Below are 19,643 nucleotides of genomic sequence, written 5' to 3'. Positions count from 1 at the left end.
AAAAAGTCTCTGATACCAAAACTCCAAAATACTGGTCACAAGAATTAAAAGAGATTGTAGAAAAACAATCTCAAACTACTCAATCTATCACCCCTTCTAAATTACACTCTACTACAAATAAAAATTTATACGATGAGTATGAAGTAGGTAAAGTACAAAGTTTAAAAGAAAAATTTGAAAAGGGCTCTAATAGCAAAATCACAAGATACTGGACATCACCAGAGGAAGGGGATAAATGGGAGGAAGAAAAACAGAAAGGTACAGGGAAAGAGAATGAATTAATAAGACCTCGTACAAAATTTGTAATAGAACATTCTAAACATACTCAATCTAAAGATAATGCACCTAAAAGGCAAATTAAGACTTATATAGAAGCTAGTGAGGATATAAATATAAAAGAAAATAATACAAAAAACTTAAAAGATAAATTTGAAAAATTAGCAAAAGAAGCGAAGCAAATTGGAACACAGGCACAGCAAAGATCCAAGTCTTCAAGTAATCCTAGCATAAAACCTACAGGTCGCAGTAAAGACGGAAGAATTATCTAATCTTTATTAATATAATATGAATAGCGGATTATATGATAATTCGCTATTTGCGTTTTCGTAAAACTAGTACTGTACTAATTAATATTATAAGCAAACATATGAAAAAGCTTAAAGTTAGAGATAGCGACTTAAAGTTTTGCCACAACAACATACTAAAGAAAGGAGCACTTGAGGATAGAATAATACCTCCAAAAGAATGTGATAGACTATAAAGCCTCATTTTAACATTAGTCTTAAACAGGGATTGAACAATAATTTGTAGCGGTACTGCATAAAATGCTGCAAGCCCTATTAATATAACGGGACAGAGAACATTAAATATTTGTTTGTATAACATTATTTGCATCCATAAAGCAACAATAATGCTAGCAAATAAAGCCCATATAATCTGTTTTAAAGGGTTTATTTTATCGGCAAGTAGTCCTGCAAATAATGCAGATATCCCATAGGTAGTAGTAAGAGCTATATTCATAAATCTTATTTCAGGATGATTTATAAAAGCTATTTTTGCTAAAAAAACTCCCAAGAAAATTACCAAAAAATGATACACTCCTCCAATAGCACCATTTATTAGTAATGCTATTATAAAAGATAATAAATTATCTTTTATAATTTTTATTTGCTGCATACAGCTAAATTCAAAAAGCTTGATACAAGATGAATTTAAGGACGAGTCTGCACAACGTACATTAGTACGTGAGTACAGAGGAGTTCCGCAAAATTCGCTTGTATCAAGCTTTTTGAATTTAGCTGTATTTTTATAATATAAAAATACACTACTTTCTTTAAAAAAATTTCTCATCAAAATAGCAAATAAACCGAATATTGCACCGATAAAGAAATTAAAACGCCATAAATACTCGATACTAGAATTACTAGCGTAATAATAAGCTATAGCCGCAAGTAATGCACCTATTTGGCTACAACATGAAACTATCCCTATATTTAAATTTTTTCGGTTATATCCTGTTTTTTCAGCTACATAAACCTTTATTCCGTCAACTTCTCCGGCAAGGCTTGCTAAAAAAACCATTCGGCACAATGTTAGTATTACCGTAGCAAAAATACCCATCATCTCAAAGGAAGGGGTAATAGCAATTAATCCGGTAGAAATGCTACTTATGAACATCGATATCTTGATAGATTTAGTACGCCCGTATTTATCTCCGATAAATCCAAAAATTAAAGACCCTAAAGGTCGTACTATAACGGCTGCACTAAGAACGGCAAAAAAACCGAGTAGTTGTTTATCCTGCTCTATACTAGGCAAAAAATTTTGTGCAAGAATACTAGCTGATAAACCGAACAGAGCATAATCGTAATAACGGATAATTGTTGTAAAAAATGCAACTAAAAAAGCTGAATTAGACATATAATATTTTCTTGTGGTGACAACATCATATGATACCAACTATTTAGTTTCAATATAGAAATCTTTTATTTATTTTACTATTGTAGTTTTAATTATAATTCGGTGTCATCTAGTTGCTTGACCACGGTATCCAAAAAAACAACTTAAGGTACTAATAATTTTAGTATTTTTAACTAAATCCCGCTACAAGCTCGGCTTTGTTGCATGGATCGGTCAATGCTCTTTATATGTCATTCCGTTGATCGCAGGAATGGCATATAAAGAGCCAGTGAATTCTTGAAAAAACATAACCTTTTTAAAAATCCTAGGGTATAATAATTATACTCCTCTGCGTGTAGACTCTATTTTTTTTCTTTGTACCTTTAAAGCTTTTGCTAGTTCTTCTTTATGCTTATCCCCTCCTTGAGGCATTTGTTTACCAATATCTTCTGCCTCTTTTTTTATAGTCTTTGGAATTGATGGAGGTGGAGGTGGCGGTGGGAGAGTAAAAACACTACTTCTAGGCATTGGAGGCGGCATCGGTATAGTACCGCTAGGCATAGTTGGAGTATTTTTTGAAGATTGATTAACAGCTTTTGCTTGCTGCTGTTTTATTTTCTCTTCTTTCATACGTTTTATCGCTGCTAATGCCCCTTGTTGCTGTAAATCTGCAGCTGTCGGTTCTCCTTTTGTAGGAGTTAAGTGTTTATTTTTATTATCAAATTGTTTTTCTCTATCTGCAGCACTATTAATAATACTATGTTCTTTTTCTATAGCTTTAAATCGGTTATTAATAGATTCTAATTCTGCAACAATTTTCCATCTTTCTTCTCTAGTAATATTAGAATTGGCTTTTTTTACTTCAAGATCTGTTTTTCTTTGTTCTAATTCTTTCTGCGTTTGCTTTAATTCTGCTAAACGTTTTGCATGATTATCTATTTTTTCTTCTATAATCTTTGTTTGCTGCTTGGAAGAATCCTTTACTTGTCTGCTTTGAACTTTTTTCTTTAACTCTTCATCAAAAGAAAGCTGTTTATTTTTGGTAGATTTTCCTAAATCAGAATGTATTAGATCTTCAGAACTCTCTTTAGAAGCTAAAGGTTTCTTACTAGTATCAGGTATTTGTGCATCTTGATTTTGTAAATCTTTTGTAATTTTTTTTAACTCTTCTTGCAATTTTATAGCTAAAGAGGAATATTTCAATTCCATTGTACCTCTCACAAAATTTTATATTTATATATATACTACTGATAAATGAATAGTATATAGTAATTAAACCTCTTTTATAGCCTCAACGCAAGCAAAAGTAGCTATTTTTAGTATTTCATTAGCTGTTGCTGTAGCTTGAAGTATTTGAACAGGTTTTTCAAACCCGTTTGTTATAGGACCTATAAAGCTGTTTGATGAAAATTCTTGTAATAATTCAGTAGAAATAGCAGCAGAATTTAAACCGGGCATAATTAATACATTCGCAGTTCCCGATAATCTACAAAATTTATATAATTTACGTAACTCACCGTCTAAAGCCACCTTAACCGACATCTCACCGTCATATTCAAAATCTATTTTCATGCCGTTAAGCTCTTCTTTCTCTTCACTAAAATTATCAAGTATATTTATGGCTTCACGTATACGAGCAGTTTTGTCTTTGGAAGAATTGCCGAATGTTGAACAAGAAAGAAGTGCGACTCTTGGAGTAATACCCATATTTTTAGCAATTTCTGCCGTTTGGGTTGCTATTTGTGCCAATTCCCAACTATTTGGATATTCTGTAATACAATTATCGGCAATAATAATATTATTGTCTTTAGCAATCATAATTGAATAGCCTAATATTCTACGATTAGGTTTTGGTGAAATAACTTTCATGATATCTTCTAAACTATCGATATAACTTTTCGTAACACCGGTTAAAAGAGCGTCACCGTCACCGCATGCCACCATACAAGCAGCAAAAATATTCTTATCTGTTTTAACTAACTTCGCACAATCGCGATACAAATAGCCCCTACGTTGTAGTCTTTTATATAAATAATCAGTATATTTCTCTAGACTATCGCTTAGAGCCGCATTCATTATTTGAATTCCGTCTAAGCTAATATCTTGACCTATCTTTTTTAGTGTAACTTCAATTCGCTCAGCACGGCCGATTATAACCGGATGACCATATTTCTCATCTCGCATCATAAGAGCGGCAGAAATTACTTCCTCTTCTTCCCCTTCAGCAAAAACAATCCGTTTAAGCGGTGCATTATGAATTTTTTCAGATAAAAAATTCATATAGTTAGCAGTAGGGTTTAATCTACTACCTAATTCTTTTTTATATTTACTAATATTAAAATCTTTAATTCTAGCCACACCGCTTTCTATTGCAGCAACAGCAACCGCCGCTGCGACTACGGTAATTAAACGAGGATCAAACGGCACGGGAATAATATACTCCTTACCAAAAACCATCTTACGCCCTGAGTAAGCTTTATATACCTCTTCAGGTACAGGTTTACGAGCAAGTTCTGCTATAGCTTTGGCAGCATCTATTTTCATTTCCGTATTAATAGTCTTAGCTCTTACATCTAACGCTCCTCTAAAAATATAAGGAAATCCCATAACATTGTTAATCTGATTATTATAATCAGATCGCCCTGTTGCTATAATCGCATCATCCCGCACAAGCTTTATCTCTTCTGGAGTAATTTCCGGATCAGGGTTAGCCATAGCAAAAATAATCGGATTATTTGCCATTTTGCTAACCATCTCTTTAGTTACCGCCCCTTTTACCGATAACCCTATAAATACGTCTGCGTTATTTAAGCTTTCCGCTAAAGTTCTAAACTTAGTATCACTTGCATATAGCTCTTTCCATTTATTCATACCTTGAGTACGTCCTTGATAAACAACACCTTTAGTATCACATAAAATAATCTTTGATTTATCGGCTCCAAGAGCAATTAATAAATCAATGCAAGCAATAGCCGCAGCCCCTGCTCCGTTAACTACGATTTTTAGATCTTCAAGCTTGCGATTAGTAAGATACGCAGCATTTATTAGCCCTGCTGCAGTAATAATTGCCGTTCCGTGCTGATCATCATGAAATACCGGTATATCCATTAAAGACTTTAACTTTTCTTCTATAATAAAACATTCTGGAGCTTTAATATCTTCAAGGTTAATACCGCCGAAACTATAACCGAGATATTTCACGGCATTAATAAATTCTTCAGGGTCTTCGGTATTAACTTCTAAATCAATTGCATCAATATCGGCAAATTTTTTGAATAATACAACTTTTCCTTCCATCACCGGTTTTGAAGCAGCCGCTCCTAAATTACCAAGTCCGAGTACGGCAGTACCGTTAGAGATCACGGCAACTAAATTACCGCGAGCGGTATATTTATATACTTCCTCTAGATTTTTAGCAATTTCAAGGCAAGGAGCAGCAACACCAGGTGAATAAGCAAGTGATAAATCTTGCTGAGTAACTAAAGACTTTGTTGCAGAAATAGCGATCTTACCGGGTTTATCTTTTGCATGATACTCAAGTGCTTCAGCATAATTTATTTTATTCATTTCATCCATTTTAGAAATTCCTGTTTTATTGTTTTTCTTGTGTCATACTGCGACTTGATCGCGGTATCTTGTATCACGGATTGTGTCCTGAGACCCCGTGGCCAAGTCGCGGGATGACATTACGACATTCTTTACCCCATTATATACATAATAATTGATATAGTAATCACCGAGAAAAAAGTAGTAAATGTTATAATCGACGCCATAGAATCAGGATCACCGTCAAGCTGACGGGATAAAACATATGCGGTACTTGCACATGGAAGACAGCTATATAATATTCCTACCGATCTATCTAGTCCATCAATTGACATTAACCATAGTACTATTACGCTAACTAGAGGAAATGCAACTAATTTAACCAAGCTTGTAAACATTACATTATGTAAAAGCTCTTGTCTAATAGTAAAATTAAGCCCTGCCCCAACATTTAACATACCGATAGCTAAAGCGGCATTAGATAAGCTATCTAACGTTTTCTTAAGCCCTAAATGTAATTCAAGATTTGAGTAATTAAAAACGAATCCTACTAAACTTGCGATAATTAACGGATTACGCACAATTAATTTCATCATTAAAACAAAACTAGTTCTAATAGTATTAGTAACGGATTTATTAGGGATATAATAAGCAAAAATCATTACCGATAAAATATTGGTAAAAATAATCATATAAGAAGAAATAACGGCAACAACGGAAAGCCCACTAGAACCAAGTAAGGGACTACTCACTCCAAAAAAAATGTAGCTATTATAACGAATCGAGCCTTGAAAAATGGAAGTAAATTGGACTTTATCTATATTGTATTTTTTTTGGTAAATTATAAGACCGAGTGATACAAGAATAGTGGATATAATAAGAGCCACTACTAACTTAATTATGGATGCAACACTTAAGTCGGCAGTAGATACGTAATTAAAAAGCATAGCGGGAAATAGTACAAAATATGATAATTTTTCAATACCACGCCAAAATTCTTCTGAAGTTAACCATTTATTTTTAATAATACTACCAAGAAGTGTAATTAAAAAAATAGGTAACGTACTACAAAAAATTTCATTCATTTGTTTTCGTTGTCATACCAGGGTTCTATATGTCATTCCCTTCAATCAGCTTCTTCGTTTCTTTTATACCATAAAGCTTTATAAAAGTCCCAAGTCTTGGACCTTCGTTTTGCCCAAGCAATATTTGATATAGATCCTTGAAGTAATCACGCAAATTTTCGTACCCTGCTTTCATTCCGATATCATATATTGCTTTTTGTATTACTTCGCCTTCCGTTTCTTCAGATATACTAGATAACATATCTAATATATCCCGTAAAATAACCTTATGCTTTTCAGAAGGGGTTAAATATGATTTATGTGCTTTAATAAAGTCATCATAATATCTTATAGCAAATTCTGCCAAGCGGTCAAGATAAGGAGTAGTATTTGGTGTTGCTTTAGGTTCATATTTGCTAATAAACCCCCAAAGTACCGATTTATCTGAAGGATTACACACGGAAGTAAGATTTAAAAGTAATGAATATGTAATGCCAAAAGTCTCAATTTTTGGGACATTTCCATGATGAATGTGATAAACGGGGTTTGCAAAACGCTTTGCCCTATCCTCTTCCAAATGATATTGCTGATTAAAAGTAATATATTCATCGACATTTTTAGGAATTACATCAAAAAACAAACGTTTAGCTCTAGTTGGATTTTGGTACATAAATAATGCCATACTTTCAACAGGAGCATATTTAAGCCAATCATCAACACTAATACTATTACCTTTTGATTTCGAGATTTTTTCACCGTTCTCATCTAAGAATAACTCATAACATAGCTGTACCGGAGGTTTGCCTCCTAGGATTCGACAAATTTCTGAATAAAGACGAGCATTTGCTAAATGATCTTTACCGTACATTTCGTAATCGACTTTAAGAGCAGCCCAACGCATACCAAAATCCGGTTTCCACTGCAATTTACAATGCCCTCCCGTTACCGGTACTTCTATATAATTACTGTCCTCGTCTTTATATGTTACGGTACCTAGCTTAGCATCCCATTTCTCTATAGGTACTTGCAGTACTTTACCTGTTGTCGGGCAAATAGGCATGAAAGGCGAATAAGTAGCTTTACGCTCTTCTCTAAAAGTCGGTAGCATCAACTCCATTATTTCATCATATTTTTCAAGCACCTTTAGTAGCATCTCATCAAACATACCCGCTTTATAACACTTAGTACTGCTATAAAATTCATACTCAAAGCCAAATTTATCAAGAAATGAGTGAAGCTTCGCATTCATATAAGCCCCGTAACTTTCACATTCACCAAACGGATCAGGAATAGAGGTCAGCGGCATATCCATATACTGTGCTACCATTTCAGAGTTTGGGATATTACTCGGTACTTTACGAAGTCCGTCCATATCATCGGAAAAACAGATTAATTTAGTCGGAATGCTCGACAATTGCTCAAACGCTTTCTGCACCATCACCATACGGGCATTCTCACCAAAAGTACCGATATGAGGCAGACCTGAAGGACCGTAACCCGTTTCAAATAATACATAACCTTTTTCAAGAGTTTTACCGTTTAAGCTGTCTAATATCTTTTTAGCTTCAACAAAAGGCCAAGCGTTTGACTTAATAGCATCTTCCCAAATTTCCGACATTTTATTTTTCTTGCACTTTAATTAATAATCAGTGACAATATACTAAATTTATTTATTTGTAAAATATCACTTGAATTTTTTACGATTGTGAAGAATTTTGTATTATATAGTCCTCTATGTCATTCCCGCGAAAGCGGGAATCCAGAAACAAGCGAAATGATTTGAGCTTTTAATTTTAAAAATTTAATGTGTTTATACTTTTTAATGACTGGATTCCCGCCTTCGCGGGCATGACATAGGGACTATCCAATTAAAACTTTTAAAACCCTTTAAAACCCATGTGTATTAATACTACTATAAATTACATCAGAAAAGATAGTTATAAAGTTCTACATTTAGGGCTGATTGCCATTTCCGTAATAGCACTTGCTACTGCTTATATTGCCGAATATATATTCCATTACACCCCCTGCCCTTTATGCGTTTATGAAAGATTCCCATATCTAACACTAATCAAAATTTGCTTAACTGCTCTAATCATTAGAACAAAACTAAGCAAATTCATTTTCTTAACTATTCTTAGTTCGTGCATATTATCAACATATCATAGCTTCGTAGAACGAGGGATCGTACAACCCAGTGCCCTTTGCTCATCAATGATCCGTATCCCAAAAGGTCTATCCATCCAGCATATCAAGCAAATGTTCTACTCCCAGCCGATTACTTCCTGCACTAAACCCGCAATCAAAATCTTCGGTATTTCCATGACAGAGTATAATCTACTCTTAAATATCGGTCTTCTAATCTGTTTACTTCTTGTTTGGTTCTATCCGAAATCTAATAAATAGCTAAAATATTAATTATTGATTTGCAAAAATTAAAAATATTGTGTATAATGTCATCTCAATATTTTTATATTATTTCTAATTCCTTAATTTTTTTAAAATCCAGTTTATGGCGATCTTAGTGAAGTTCAAGCTTTATTAGAAAGCGGAGTTAATATTGATGCACACAAGAATGAGCACGGAGACACAGCATTATATAATACATTATTTTTGGGAGACTTAAAAAGAGCTAAATTATTACTTGAACATAATGCTAGTCCTAATATTAAGAATAATTACGGACAAACGACTTTACATCCTCATAGCATCGAATTCTATGGAGGAAATCGAGTTTTTACTTCAAAATGCTACTAATATTGATTTAGAAGTAAAGAACAATGACAGTTTTACTCCTTTATATTCTTCAGTAATTAACGCAAATATTAAGGCTGCCGAGCTTTTACTTCAAAATGGTGCTGATGCTAATAGTAAAGATAATAATGAATTCACTTCTTTACATTTGGCAATATATAGCGGAAATATAAAAGCTGTCGAGCTGTTACTCAAATTTGGTGCGGATATTAATGCTAAAGATAATTACGGGCATACTATTTTACAATCTGCAATAAATATTACCAATCTAGAAACTGTCAAGCTTTTACTTAAGCACAGTGCTAATCCTAATTTTCAAGATAATGACGGATATACTCTTTTATATTGTTCAGTAATTAACAAAATCGAAGCTGCCAAACTTTTAATTAAATACGGTGCTGATATAGTTGCTAACCCTACCCAAGGTACATTACATGATAAAATGACACAACTTCTTAATATAAATGTAAGTGAGGCAGTTATAGCTAACTCATTATTAACCTCTAATACTCTTCAAGATAGTATAAAATTCAATGTTTTATCTGCTATGCCTTCTTGTTTCACAAAAGATGTACATCGCAAAGTAATAGATAATAATCTTAAGAATGCAATGAAAGAATGGGGTAATAATGGAATAACATCAGAAAGTTTTCATAATAACAAATTTAAAGATATTATAAAAACCTATAAAAAATATAAAAATTTTGCTATAGATTATCGTGAGTAATCCGGCTCGCCATGCCAGGCATTTGCAGATTATAATACCCAATCCACGACAGTATTTATACCGCCTACTCTTTCAGATTTTACAGAAGAAATTGAAGACTTATATAATATCCATCATAAGGTGAATAAACTATCTTATTTTATATTTAAAAAGCTTTTATCTTCACATTATAATTTGGAAATTACACAGGATAATAATATTGCTTTGTACACAAACACCAAAGATAAAGAAACAGAACAACAGCTATATACTGAATATAATATAAAAAACCAAAAGGTAAAATCTGTTTATTTTGATGCTCAAACTCCAAATCTTACCGAAGTAACTTGGGATGATAATAATTCTCAGTCTATTTTATCTAATCTTTTTGAAACTGAACTAACAGGCGATATTGCTTAATAATTTAAGCGTTGTTGCGTGATTCCTCTGTCATTCCCGCACAGGCGGGAATGACATCAAACGATCCATGCAATAAATCCTACCTCCGCGGGAATGACATTACTACAAACATTAAATTCTATTAATCAATAATTAAAAAGTTAACTATTTGTTTGCGAAAATTAGAAAATTTATGTATAATATTCGCACGACAAAATAATTTAAATTAAACAGGACACTTAATATGATGAATAAACAAATTAATCGAAAGCTTCCGGACGGAAGTACAGTTTTATATAACGCAGTACGTGAGGGGAATATAAATAGTGTTAGACTTTTACTTTCACAAGGAGCTGATGTTAATGCTGAAGATGCACAAAGAAATAAACCTATACATTATGCATTTATAGAACAAATTAAAGAGTTATTAACAATTCCGCTAACGCACGCTTAGCACTTCCTGAATTCACAGCAGAACAGAAACTTACCGAACTGAAAAAAAACATTAAAAATGAGGATGATAAAAATAAAATTATCAACGGATTAATTATGAATCCTGAATTTTATTCTGATATAGATGATGCTACAAGAGAGGAATTAATAGAAAAGCTTTTAAATTACAATATTAATGATAATAATCCCGTAACAGCTCCGGTAATAACAGCACCAATAACAACCACTACAACAACTTCTACAGCAATACCGGCAGATGATAATGTACGTGCACCGGATCTTGCAAGAAATGATGTTTTAATTGCACCTAAAGACAACCGTACACCGCTTGGTATAGCAGCCTCAGCCGGAAATGCAGATATTGTTAAAGAGTTAATTGAGCAAGGTGCTAATATCAATGAGAAAGATGAACACGGAAATACGGCTTTATTTTATGCAAGCACTAAAGAAATAGCTCAAATTTTTTAAATAACGGAGCGAGTTTTGAAGTTGAGAATAACTTTATGTGTCCGCCTATACATTATGCGGCAGGAGCAGGAAATAAGGAGCTTCTTACTTTTTTACTTGAAAAAGGAGTAAACGTTAATACTAAAGATGGGAATGGGCGTATAGCTTTACATTCTGCAGCTTATTCTAAACAGCAAGAAATAATTGAAGTTTTGTTACGTTCCGGTAGTGAAATTGATACAGTAGACAATTATGCCGGCACGCCTTTTTTCTATTTTCTACTAAATCATAAAGCAGGGGAAAATCAGGATCTAATTAACTTCTTTTTAAGCAATAACGCTAATCCTAACATTCAAGCACGAGGCGAGTCAATTTTTAATCATACATTACAATCAAGAGATAAATGGTTACTTGAGAAGTTATTATCTCAAGGTGTTAATATAGGAGAAGGAGTTTCGTGTCGCTATCCAATAGATCATAGTATAGAGGAGCTTGTAAGGATAGGTATTGAAAAAGAAGATATAGTTTATGCATTAAAAAAATATCATTCCCACATAGATGAACAAACTAAAATTAACATAATAGACGCATGTTTAGGAGCCCAAGAAGTCAGAGCTTACCAAAACATGAATATTGACGATTACAATTATGATTTACCGAATCAAGAAGAATTAAAAGAATATGCAATTGAACAGATAAAAAAGATCGTAGATGAGAAGCTTAAAAAGCTTGAACAAGTAGAAGATATGGAAGTGCTTATTCTTACAATAACTCATTATCAAATTGATGAGAAGATAAGAGCTGATTTAATAAAACAAGTTTTAGATTTTGATATTAATTCAAATAATCCTGTAGCAGCTCCGGCGATAACAACTTCGGTAGCGGTCACACCTGCACCGGTATCAGCTATACAAGTACCGACTCGTGTAACAGAGGAAGCAGAAGACAGATTATCTGCGGATATAAAAAAGCGTCTTTTTAACGGTTAAGACCCAAGGAAAGTTATGGATTCATTAGAATACTACACTGATATCTCTCCAACGAAAATAGCAGAACTAACAGATTATATTTGTGAATACGCTTTTGGTACTAAGTTAGCCGGTGATATTAATATTGAATTATAATATCTCTTTCAGTTCCTTCAAAGAAAAACCCGGTGGTTTTAGGTAGTCAAGCACTACCTTACCACCATCAAGTACTATAAGCCTTTTGCCGTAATTTACGGCATCTTCCAAATTATGCGTGATCATAACGGAAGTTATCTTATGCTTCTCTATAATCTCTGCCGTTTTTTTCATCACTTCATAAGAAGCTTTTGGGTCTAAATTTGCCGTATGTTCGTCTAGAAATAATATTTTAGGCGGATGAGCTATGCTAAGTGCCAGGAGTATAATCTGCTTTTCTCCACCGGAAAATTTACCGAGAGGCTGCGAAAGTAACGGCAAAAAGCGTTTATAGTCAATTGATTTGGACTTGCCTACATCGTTGCTCGTCGCTTTCCTATTAGTTATAGGCTTCGCTCCTTGCTCCTTGTATGCAAATCCAACTGAATTGACTATAGGTGAGCCGATAAGTTCTAGTACTTCGCTAGCTGTTAACCGTTCATTTGAGGGGAATCTACTTTCCCATAAAATAATATTTTCTTCAAGCGTTAGCTCGGTAAACAGCCTCTCTTCAGCTTTTTGTGTTAATGTGACCAGCGTAGAAGCTTTCTGACGCTTAGGTATTTTATCGATTCTGACTTGATCTAGAAATACTTTCCCGCTAGTCGGTTTCAAATAACCGGCAAGTATTTTAGCTAAAGTAGACTTCCCACTACCGTTGTGACCTAATATTACAACAAACTCCTCTTTAGCAATATTTAAAGTAGTGTCAGCAATTATAGGCTCACTTCTTTCCTTAACTTTGAATTGTATTTTTTCTGCATATAAATAAGGTTTCATAATTTTGTTTTTTTAAGCGTTTTTACGTTGATTGATGTTATTTTTTTAGTGTCACCCCGTGGCTTGACCACGGGGTCCAGTCTTTTTAATTTTTTTCTGGATACCGCGATCAAGTCACGGTATGACAACCGAGTTGCCAATCCATGCAACAATACCCTACTTCTTACCCACCGTACTCAACGAAATAAACAACACTATTCCCAAAATAAGCTTAAGGTTTATAGGATCAATGCCAATCTTGAGTAAAGAGCTTAGAGCAATAAAGTAAAATAATATACCTATAAAACAAGAAAATATCTCTTTAAACGCATTAAAGCTATTAGTATGGATTAAAATATGACGCCCTATAACAATCGCACCGATACCGACTAGTGCTATCCCAAAACCCATATTTATATCGGCAAAACCGTTTACTTGTGCAGATAAAGTACCGGTTAAAGCAGCAAGCCCGTTACTTATGCTAAGACCGATAGTTCGGTAAAGCTCGGCAGGTTTTCCTAAATTAATTAACAAATCTTTATTAAAACCAAAAGCTCGTAGTAACACGCCTAGATTACCTCTCAATAAAATTATAACTGCAAATATGATAAAACAATTGATTATTACTAAAGGTACTAACCAATTTTCAACCTCTAATATAGATAACAGAGTCGGCATACCGAGGACCGAGATATTAGAACGCTGCATAATTTGCAAGTTAACGGAATAAAGCATAAAACTTGCAAGTATACCGGCTATAAGCCCGTTAATGCGGCTATTCTTCTGCATACAACTAACTATACTGCCAATAATTCCGCCTGCTATTACGGCAAATATTAATGCAGGAAATAATCCAAACGAAATAGTGCGAGCAAACACCGCCGCACCAAGTACATAAGTACCGTCTACGGTAAGATCGGTAATTTTTAGAATCCGATAACTTATATACATCCCTAAAATAAGCGGCAACATTATTAAAGATTGCTCAAGAGCAGTAATAATAATACTCATATATTACTCTGTAATTTCTTTATGAGCGCAAGGAAGTACTGAGAGGTTTTCTTTAGTAAGAATTTCTTGTTTTGGCAAAGATTGAAGATTAATAAATAAAGTTAAATCTTCCATAATTCCAAAAGGGATATTTTTCGGCTTTACTCCCTGCAAGATCTTTTTCGCCATTAAACCTGCTTCTACGCCTATTTGCTTTTCTGGCACTCCTACAGCAATAGTCGCCCCATCAATTACCGATCCTTCATCGGAAGCAATTATCGGAATACGGCGTTTAAATGCTTCTTGCTTTAAAATATTAACCCCGCTGACTATTAAATGATCTTTTAAAATTATAAAACTCTGCGTATTTTCGGGAGCATTTTTTATAGCTACCGGCATATCATTTAAATTTTGTATCATTGCAAGATGCAATTCAACATTATTCTTTTCGGCGTATAATTTCAATTCTTCCACTTCAGGTATAACTTTCTCACTACTACTATAAATTAAAGTGATATTCTGTAAGAAAGGCAACTTACTAATTGTATCGGTGATTTTTATTTCATCGTTAATACCAGTAACTAAAGGTAGATTTTTATTATCAATCATAGCAGCAGCACAAACAATCGGTTTGTCCTTAATATGAGCAATTACGGTTTGGCTAGCTGTCGTACCGATTGGGATTATTACATCAATATCTTGATCTTTTATTTGCTTTGTAACGGCAAGCAAAATATTAGAATCGGCATGAGCATTTTTAACTATAATTTCTGTATCTGTGTCTTTTAGCGACTCTTTAATTCCTGATACTATTTGCGTCATTGCGGCATGTTCAAGCGGAACAATAACTGCCACTTTTTTTTTGATCTGCATAAACTACAGCTGTGATAAATAAAGCAAAAAGAAAAGAAGAAATTTTTTGGAAAATATTAGAGATAAACATTTTAATATCCTATCATAAGTTATAATTTAATAATTAAAATTTGCATATAGCAAACCCATAAGCGTAAAGAACTAATTACGCCAACGCCAATTTTGTATTAAACTATTAACCTTTAAAGATATCATAAATATTTTTAACTGTAGAAATATAAAGTAAAGATCAAGAACCTATCTTCCTTTGATTAGAAGCTAAATAATCAAGAAAGCTCTACCTTAATTTTATATTTTTAGCACCGTTTTAAGATTATGTCAATAACCAATAAATGGTATTGCCTAAAAAAGGTGGTTTTGTTTTACACAACTCTTGAAAATACTTTATTCTCATGAAGAGGCTTTGTTGCATAAATTCGATGTCATTCCCGCTTTCATAGGGTGTTGTTTTGCACAGCTTGAAAATCGTCATTGCGAGAAAAAATTGTAAGTTTTGACGAAGCAATCCAGTAAAAAATGTTAACCTTTAGCATTTTTTACTGGATTGCCACGCTCCTTACAGTCGCTTAGCTCATGACGATTTGGTAGGCCCCATGCAACAAAGCCGATCAAGTTAGCTAGAGGATGACACTGAAAAACTGATCCACGCAAGTAAACCTATTGCAGGAATGACATTAATCGCTTTTCAAGAACCATGCAACAAGGCTTGCGAAATGAAAAAGAAATTCATTTCTCAAACTATGCATTTTCTGTTTGTTCTAATACCGTTTGCCCTAGTAATTGCGATAGAACATCTTGACTTGCTTCAGTCCAGCTTACGGGAGGCTCTTCACCTATTAAACCGGTACCATAACGTGTATTAAACATTGAAGCAAAATGAGTAGTTTCTTGATTAAATTCTCCATTTACTTCTATTCCATAACCATGATTTTTTAATGCTTCTTGTAAAGCCGCTACTTTTTCACCTTCATCTCCTTGCTTTACTACTACTTTACTTCTCTGTTCTTCAGTAGTCTCGATATATTTACCAAAACCTTTTTTTGCTAACTCTTGCCATGGAAAAAATTTACCGGGAGCGACATGCCTTTCTGCAACTTCACCAAGACCGACTAAATCATGTTTTAAATCTAAATCCGGATATCTTACTTTTATATCCTCAAGGAATTTGCATAATTGCTCTATTTGCTCTTCAGGAAAATCGCTTTTTGCATCATTAATAAGCATATTCCCAATACCAAACTTATTAACACCTACTTCTCCTTTCCAACTACTCTTACCCGCATAAAAAGCTTGATCTGTTAAATCATTATGATATTGATATTGCATCCCATTCTTATCAGTTATGTAATGAACACTTGCACCTCGTGTTTGTAGTGCTTCAAGAGTAGAATTAATATTATCACTTACAGAATAAGTAATAACTACACAACTAGGTTTTACTCCTTCCGGTCTTGGAGCCATATATTTACCGTTTGGACTATTTGTATTACTAATACCGTTATTTTCGATATCCTTACTTTTACTCATAAGCTTCCTCCAATATATTTAATAATTGTTAATGGTTCAGAATTTACTAAACCTTAACAAAAATTAATATTTTGGTAATGCTAAGTCAATGAAAATTTAAATATTATTCACAAGGTATCGATACTGATCTAACAAGTTCAATTATTATTTTTCTAATATTTGGATTTTGTACTCTAGTAAATGCTCTAGTTAACGATAAAAGTTCTCTTTCCATAGTCCTGGATAATTCTTTATAATCAAAAGAAACTTCATTTTCATATTGCACTTCTTCTTCAGCAATATTATTTAAGAAATCACTTTCTATTTCTTTGAATAGATATTCAATTTTATTATTAGAAGTATTTTCATCGTCAGTTTTTAACTTTTCTTCTTCAGAACTATTAAAGAAATATTTTAAAGGTGTATTTAAAACTTTTGCAAAAACATATAACCTACTTATAGGTATATTACTTAAACCTTCTTCATATTTTTTAACTTGGAGAGCACTAATGTCTAAAGCTTGCCCTAATTCTTTTTGGCTAATACCTACAGCAAGGCGTCGTTCTTTTAAACGTTCACTTGCGAGTTTGTCTGGATGTTTTATTGAATCATTCATTTTAACAATAAGCTTTAATTATTAAAAAATAAATTATTATAAAGTCTATTCAACTTTAAATGTAGTATATATTACTTTATATTTAATATAATAATGCTAAAACCCTTTATTTATCAAGAATCAAAGCTAATAAATAATTAATTAAAAGTATAAAAACGATGAGTAATAGAATAGTAAAATTACCGAATTGCGAGAATATAGTAGGAGAGGTTAGTTTTTTAGGAATTAAACCTTGGGTATAATTTATTTCATTTAGATTTAGTTTTTTTATTGTTCTGCCAAAAGGATCTACTATAGCTGAAATACCGTTATTAGCTACTCTAATCATAGGTAAACCGTTTTCTACGGCTCTACTTCTACTAATATGAAAATGCTGATATGGACCGCTTGATTTACCATACCATGCATCATTTGTAACATTAATTATCACATCCGCAATTTCATTATTCGTCCGGACAAAATCAGAAAAAATTGATTCATAACAAATCAGGGGTTTAATTTTGAGATTGTATTTATTAAGATAGACAAGACCACCGTTTCCTTCTTTATAATCGATTAAACCATGAGTTAATTTTTTAAACGGTAATATTTTTTTTAATGGCATATATTCACTGAAAGGTACTAAATGTGATTTATGGTATTCAAATAATTTATGACCATTTTTAGCAAGAGCATACATAGCTGAGTAAAGTTCAAACTCATCACCTTGTTTTTTATTATCCGCGATCCCTCCCGTTATCAAAATAGCATTTGTTGAATTTAACATTTTTAATAATTCTGATTTAACTTGCGGTACATCAAATGGCACTACTAACGCTGCTTCAGACCAAATAATTAAATCAGTAGGTTCCGAATTTTCCGATAAATTAATATGTAGCATTAAATTAGGCCAAAATTCTTCTTCATTCCATTTTTCGGTTTGAGGGATTGAAGGCTGTACTAATCGCACTTTTATATCAGTGAAATTTGTAGGGTTATTACTTAGCCTTGCTGCTCCGTAAATGACAATTACGGTTAATATTACGACTGAACTAGCTAATAATATTTTTAACTGAGTAAATTGCTTGCTAAATAAAGGATAAGCAGAAGTGGCAATATATATAACTATAAAACTAAGCCCATATATCCCTATTATACTTAAAGGCTGTATTAAAATATCCGAAAATGAAAAAGCATAACCGATCAAATTCCAAGGAAGACCGGTAAAAATCCATGACCTTACCCACTCAAATAATACCCAACATAAACAGAATATAAATTGGTAATATTTATTATTTTTAGCGAAAAAACTAAGCGTGCAGCTTGCCGATATAAAGAAAGCTAAAACTATAGGTAGTCCAAATAAAGCAAAAGGAATTGCCCACCAAAAATCTGCAATATAAACGCTAACACCGATACTTATCCAATATATTCCACTTAAAAAATGCCCAACACCGAATAAATAACCAAATTTTGCAGCTTCTTGCCAATTTTCAGATTTTTGAACTATGTAACATAGATAAGATAACGTTAATAATGCCGGTATAAAGAAAGTCGGAGAAAAAACTAAACCGCTTAACATCCCAAATAAAAAGCAAATAATTTTAGATCTATACATTTTATTATTTTAAATAAGTAAAATTTATTTACAAAATAATACATCATGCTATCATTTCAGCAAGTTTTTAATATAATGAGTAAATAAATGACTACAGGGTTACTACAAGGAAAAAAAGGCTTAATTACAGGTATTGCAAATAATATGTCAATATCATGGGCAATTGCACAGCTTGCTAAAAAACATAGGGCAGAGCTATGGTTTACTTATCAATCGGAAGTGCTAGAAAAACGAGTTAAACCGCTCGCTGAAGAAATAGGCTGTAATTTTGTTAGCGAACTTGATGTTACGAATCCAAAATCAATTAGTAATTTATTTGATGATATAAAAGAGAAATGGGGTAGTTTCGATTTCTTACTTCACGGAATGGCTTTTGCCGATAAAAATGAATTAAAGGGACGTTATGTTGATACTAGCTTAGAAAATTTTCATAATTCTTTACATATATCATGTTACTCTCTTTTAGAACTCTCAAAGGCAGCAGAACCTTTAATGCATGACGGCGGAAGCATTGTGACCTTAACTTACTACGGTGCTGAAAAAGTTATACCTAATTATAATGTAATGGGGATTTCTAAAGCTGCACTTGAGGCTAGTGTAAAATATCTAGCAAACGATATGGGAGAAAACAACATTAGAGTAAATGCTATTTCAGCAGGCCCTATCAAAACTTTAGCGTCTAGTGCAATAGGTGATTTTAGTACTATGCTTAAATCTCACGCTGCAACCGCACCGTTAAAACGTAATACTACTCAAGAAGATGTAGGAGGAGCAGCAGTATATTTATTTAGTAATTTATCTAAAGGTGTTACCGGTGAAATTCATTATGTAGATTGCGGTTATAATATTATGGGAAGTAATAAATTATAAG

18 protein-coding genes and 2 pseudogenes are annotated in these 19,643 nt (G+C 33.0%); 9 read left to right on the top strand and 11 right to left on the bottom strand.

Going from position 1 to position 19,643, the window contains the following annotated elements:
* Window positions 1–368: 368 nt before the first annotated feature.
* Window positions 369–548 carry a hypothetical protein gene (locus ACIAS7_RS05110; protein WP_473199422.1) on the top strand — a complete coding sequence of 60 codons (180 nt, stop codon included), beginning with the start codon at window positions 369–371 and terminating at the stop codon, window positions 546–548.
* Between the two features lie 43 nt (window positions 549–591).
* Here the strand turns inward: ACIAS7_RS05110 and ACIAS7_RS05105 are convergent, their stop codons facing one another.
* The 5 genes from ACIAS7_RS05105 to ACIAS7_RS05085 all read right to left on the bottom strand — a co-directional run bounded on the left by ACIAS7_RS05105 (window position 592) and on the right by ACIAS7_RS05085 (window position 8,127).
* A complete protein-coding gene (locus tag ACIAS7_RS05105) occupies window positions 592–1,920 on the bottom strand; it encodes an MFS transporter (RefSeq protein WP_473198483.1) in 1,329 nt (442 codons plus the stop codon).
* A gap of 318 nt (window positions 1,921–2,238) precedes the next feature.
* Window positions 2,239–3,120, bottom strand: a complete 882-nt coding sequence (locus ACIAS7_RS05100; protein ID WP_473198482.1) for a hypothetical protein — start codon at window positions 3,118–3,120, stop codon at window positions 2,239–2,241.
* Between the two features lie 51 nt (window positions 3,121–3,171).
* Window positions 3,172–5,475, bottom strand: a complete 2,304-nt coding sequence (locus ACIAS7_RS05095; protein WP_473198481.1) for an NADP-dependent malic enzyme — start codon at window positions 5,473–5,475, stop codon at window positions 3,172–3,174.
* A 122-nt stretch (window positions 5,476–5,597) separates the two neighbouring features.
* Window positions 5,598–6,530: an AEC family transporter gene (locus ACIAS7_RS05090; RefSeq protein WP_473198480.1), complete on the bottom strand. Its 933-nt coding sequence runs from the start codon at window positions 6,528–6,530 to the stop codon at window positions 5,598–5,600.
* A 25-nt stretch (window positions 6,531–6,555) separates the two neighbouring features.
* On the bottom strand, window positions 6,556–8,127 hold the full coding sequence (locus tag ACIAS7_RS05085) for a lysine--tRNA ligase (RefSeq protein ID WP_473198479.1): 1,572 nt from the start codon (window positions 8,125–8,127) through the stop codon (window positions 6,556–6,558).
* A gap of 278 nt (window positions 8,128–8,405) precedes the next feature.
* Between ACIAS7_RS05085 and ACIAS7_RS05080 the strand changes: the two genes are divergently transcribed.
* From ACIAS7_RS05080 to ACIAS7_RS05050, 7 genes and pseudogenes are all read left to right on the top strand, one after another.
* Window positions 8,406–8,915: a disulfide bond formation protein B gene (locus ACIAS7_RS05080; protein WP_473198478.1), complete on the top strand. Its 510-nt coding sequence runs from the start codon at window positions 8,406–8,408 to the stop codon at window positions 8,913–8,915.
* Between the two features lie 117 nt (window positions 8,916–9,032).
* A pseudogene (locus tag ACIAS7_RS05075) lies at window positions 9,033–9,266 on the top strand (hypothetical protein); the annotation flags it as partial.
* On the top strand, window positions 9,229–9,990 hold the full coding sequence (locus ACIAS7_RS05070) for an ankyrin repeat domain-containing protein (RefSeq protein WP_473198477.1): 762 nt from the start codon (window positions 9,229–9,231) through the stop codon (window positions 9,988–9,990). The pseudogene ACIAS7_RS05075 and the gene ACIAS7_RS05070, both read left to right, overlap by 38 nt.
* A 120-nt stretch (window positions 9,991–10,110) precedes the next feature.
* Window positions 10,111–10,389 carry a hypothetical protein gene (locus ACIAS7_RS05065; RefSeq protein WP_473198476.1) on the top strand — a complete coding sequence of 93 codons (279 nt, stop codon included), beginning with the start codon at window positions 10,111–10,113 and terminating at the stop codon, window positions 10,387–10,389.
* A gap of 223 nt (window positions 10,390–10,612) precedes the next feature.
* On the top strand, window positions 10,613–10,822 hold the full coding sequence (locus tag ACIAS7_RS05060; RefSeq protein WP_473198475.1) for an ankyrin repeat domain-containing protein: 210 nt from the start codon (window positions 10,613–10,615) through the stop codon (window positions 10,820–10,822).
* A 95-nt stretch (window positions 10,823–10,917) separates the two neighbouring features.
* Window positions 10,918–11,289, top strand: coding sequence for an ankyrin repeat domain-containing protein (locus ACIAS7_RS05055; RefSeq protein ID WP_473198474.1), 372 nt, complete (start codon window positions 10,918–10,920; stop codon window positions 11,287–11,289).
* A gap of 35 nt (window positions 11,290–11,324) precedes the next feature.
* Window positions 11,325–12,257: an ankyrin repeat domain-containing protein gene (locus ACIAS7_RS05050; RefSeq protein WP_473198473.1), complete on the top strand. Its 933-nt coding sequence runs from the start codon at window positions 11,325–11,327 to the stop codon at window positions 12,255–12,257.
* Between the two features lie 129 nt (window positions 12,258–12,386).
* Here ACIAS7_RS05050 and ACIAS7_RS05045 read toward each other — a convergent pair whose 3' ends face one another.
* The 6 genes and pseudogenes from ACIAS7_RS05045 to lnt all read right to left on the bottom strand — a co-directional run bounded on the left by ACIAS7_RS05045 (window position 12,387) and on the right by lnt (window position 18,772).
* Window positions 12,387–13,211 (bottom strand): ATP-binding cassette domain-containing protein, encoded by an 825-nt coding sequence (locus ACIAS7_RS05045; RefSeq protein ID WP_473198472.1) that lies wholly within the window; start codon window positions 13,209–13,211, stop codon window positions 12,387–12,389.
* 156 nt (window positions 13,212–13,367) lie between these two features.
* Window positions 13,368–14,201: an ABC transporter permease gene (locus tag ACIAS7_RS05040; RefSeq protein ID WP_473198471.1), complete on the bottom strand. Its 834-nt coding sequence runs from the start codon at window positions 14,199–14,201 to the stop codon at window positions 13,368–13,370.
* Window positions 14,202–14,204: 3 nt separating this feature from the next.
* Window positions 14,205–15,123: pseudogene (locus ACIAS7_RS05035) on the bottom strand (ABC transporter substrate binding protein).
* 668 nt (window positions 15,124–15,791) lie between these two features.
* Window positions 15,792–16,580, bottom strand: coding sequence for a peptidoglycan recognition protein family protein (locus tag ACIAS7_RS05030; protein ID WP_473198470.1), 789 nt, complete (start codon window positions 16,578–16,580; stop codon window positions 15,792–15,794).
* Between the two features lie 103 nt (window positions 16,581–16,683).
* Window positions 16,684–17,175, bottom strand: coding sequence for a helix-turn-helix domain-containing protein (locus tag ACIAS7_RS05025; RefSeq protein WP_473198469.1), 492 nt, complete (start codon window positions 17,173–17,175; stop codon window positions 16,684–16,686).
* Between the two features lie 106 nt (window positions 17,176–17,281).
* The gene (lnt, locus tag ACIAS7_RS05020; RefSeq protein ID WP_473198468.1) at window positions 17,282–18,772 is read right to left on the bottom strand and encodes an apolipoprotein N-acyltransferase; all 1,491 of its coding nucleotides are present in this window, start codon (window positions 18,770–18,772) and stop codon (window positions 17,282–17,284) included.
* 87 nt (window positions 18,773–18,859) lie between these two features.
* Here lnt and fabI point away from each other — a divergent pair, with 87 nt between their 5' ends.
* Window positions 18,860–19,642 carry an enoyl-ACP reductase FabI gene (gene fabI, locus ACIAS7_RS05015; RefSeq protein WP_473198467.1) on the top strand — a complete coding sequence of 261 codons (783 nt, stop codon included), beginning with the start codon at window positions 18,860–18,862 and terminating at the stop codon, window positions 19,640–19,642.
* The last annotated feature ends 1 nt before the right edge of the window (window position 19,643 follow it).

It is taken from the genome of Rickettsia sp. 109562A South Dakota, from assembly GCF_055791265.1.
Note: the sequence above shows the minus strand (reverse complement) of the source record. Positions and strands in the feature narration are given on the sequence as shown.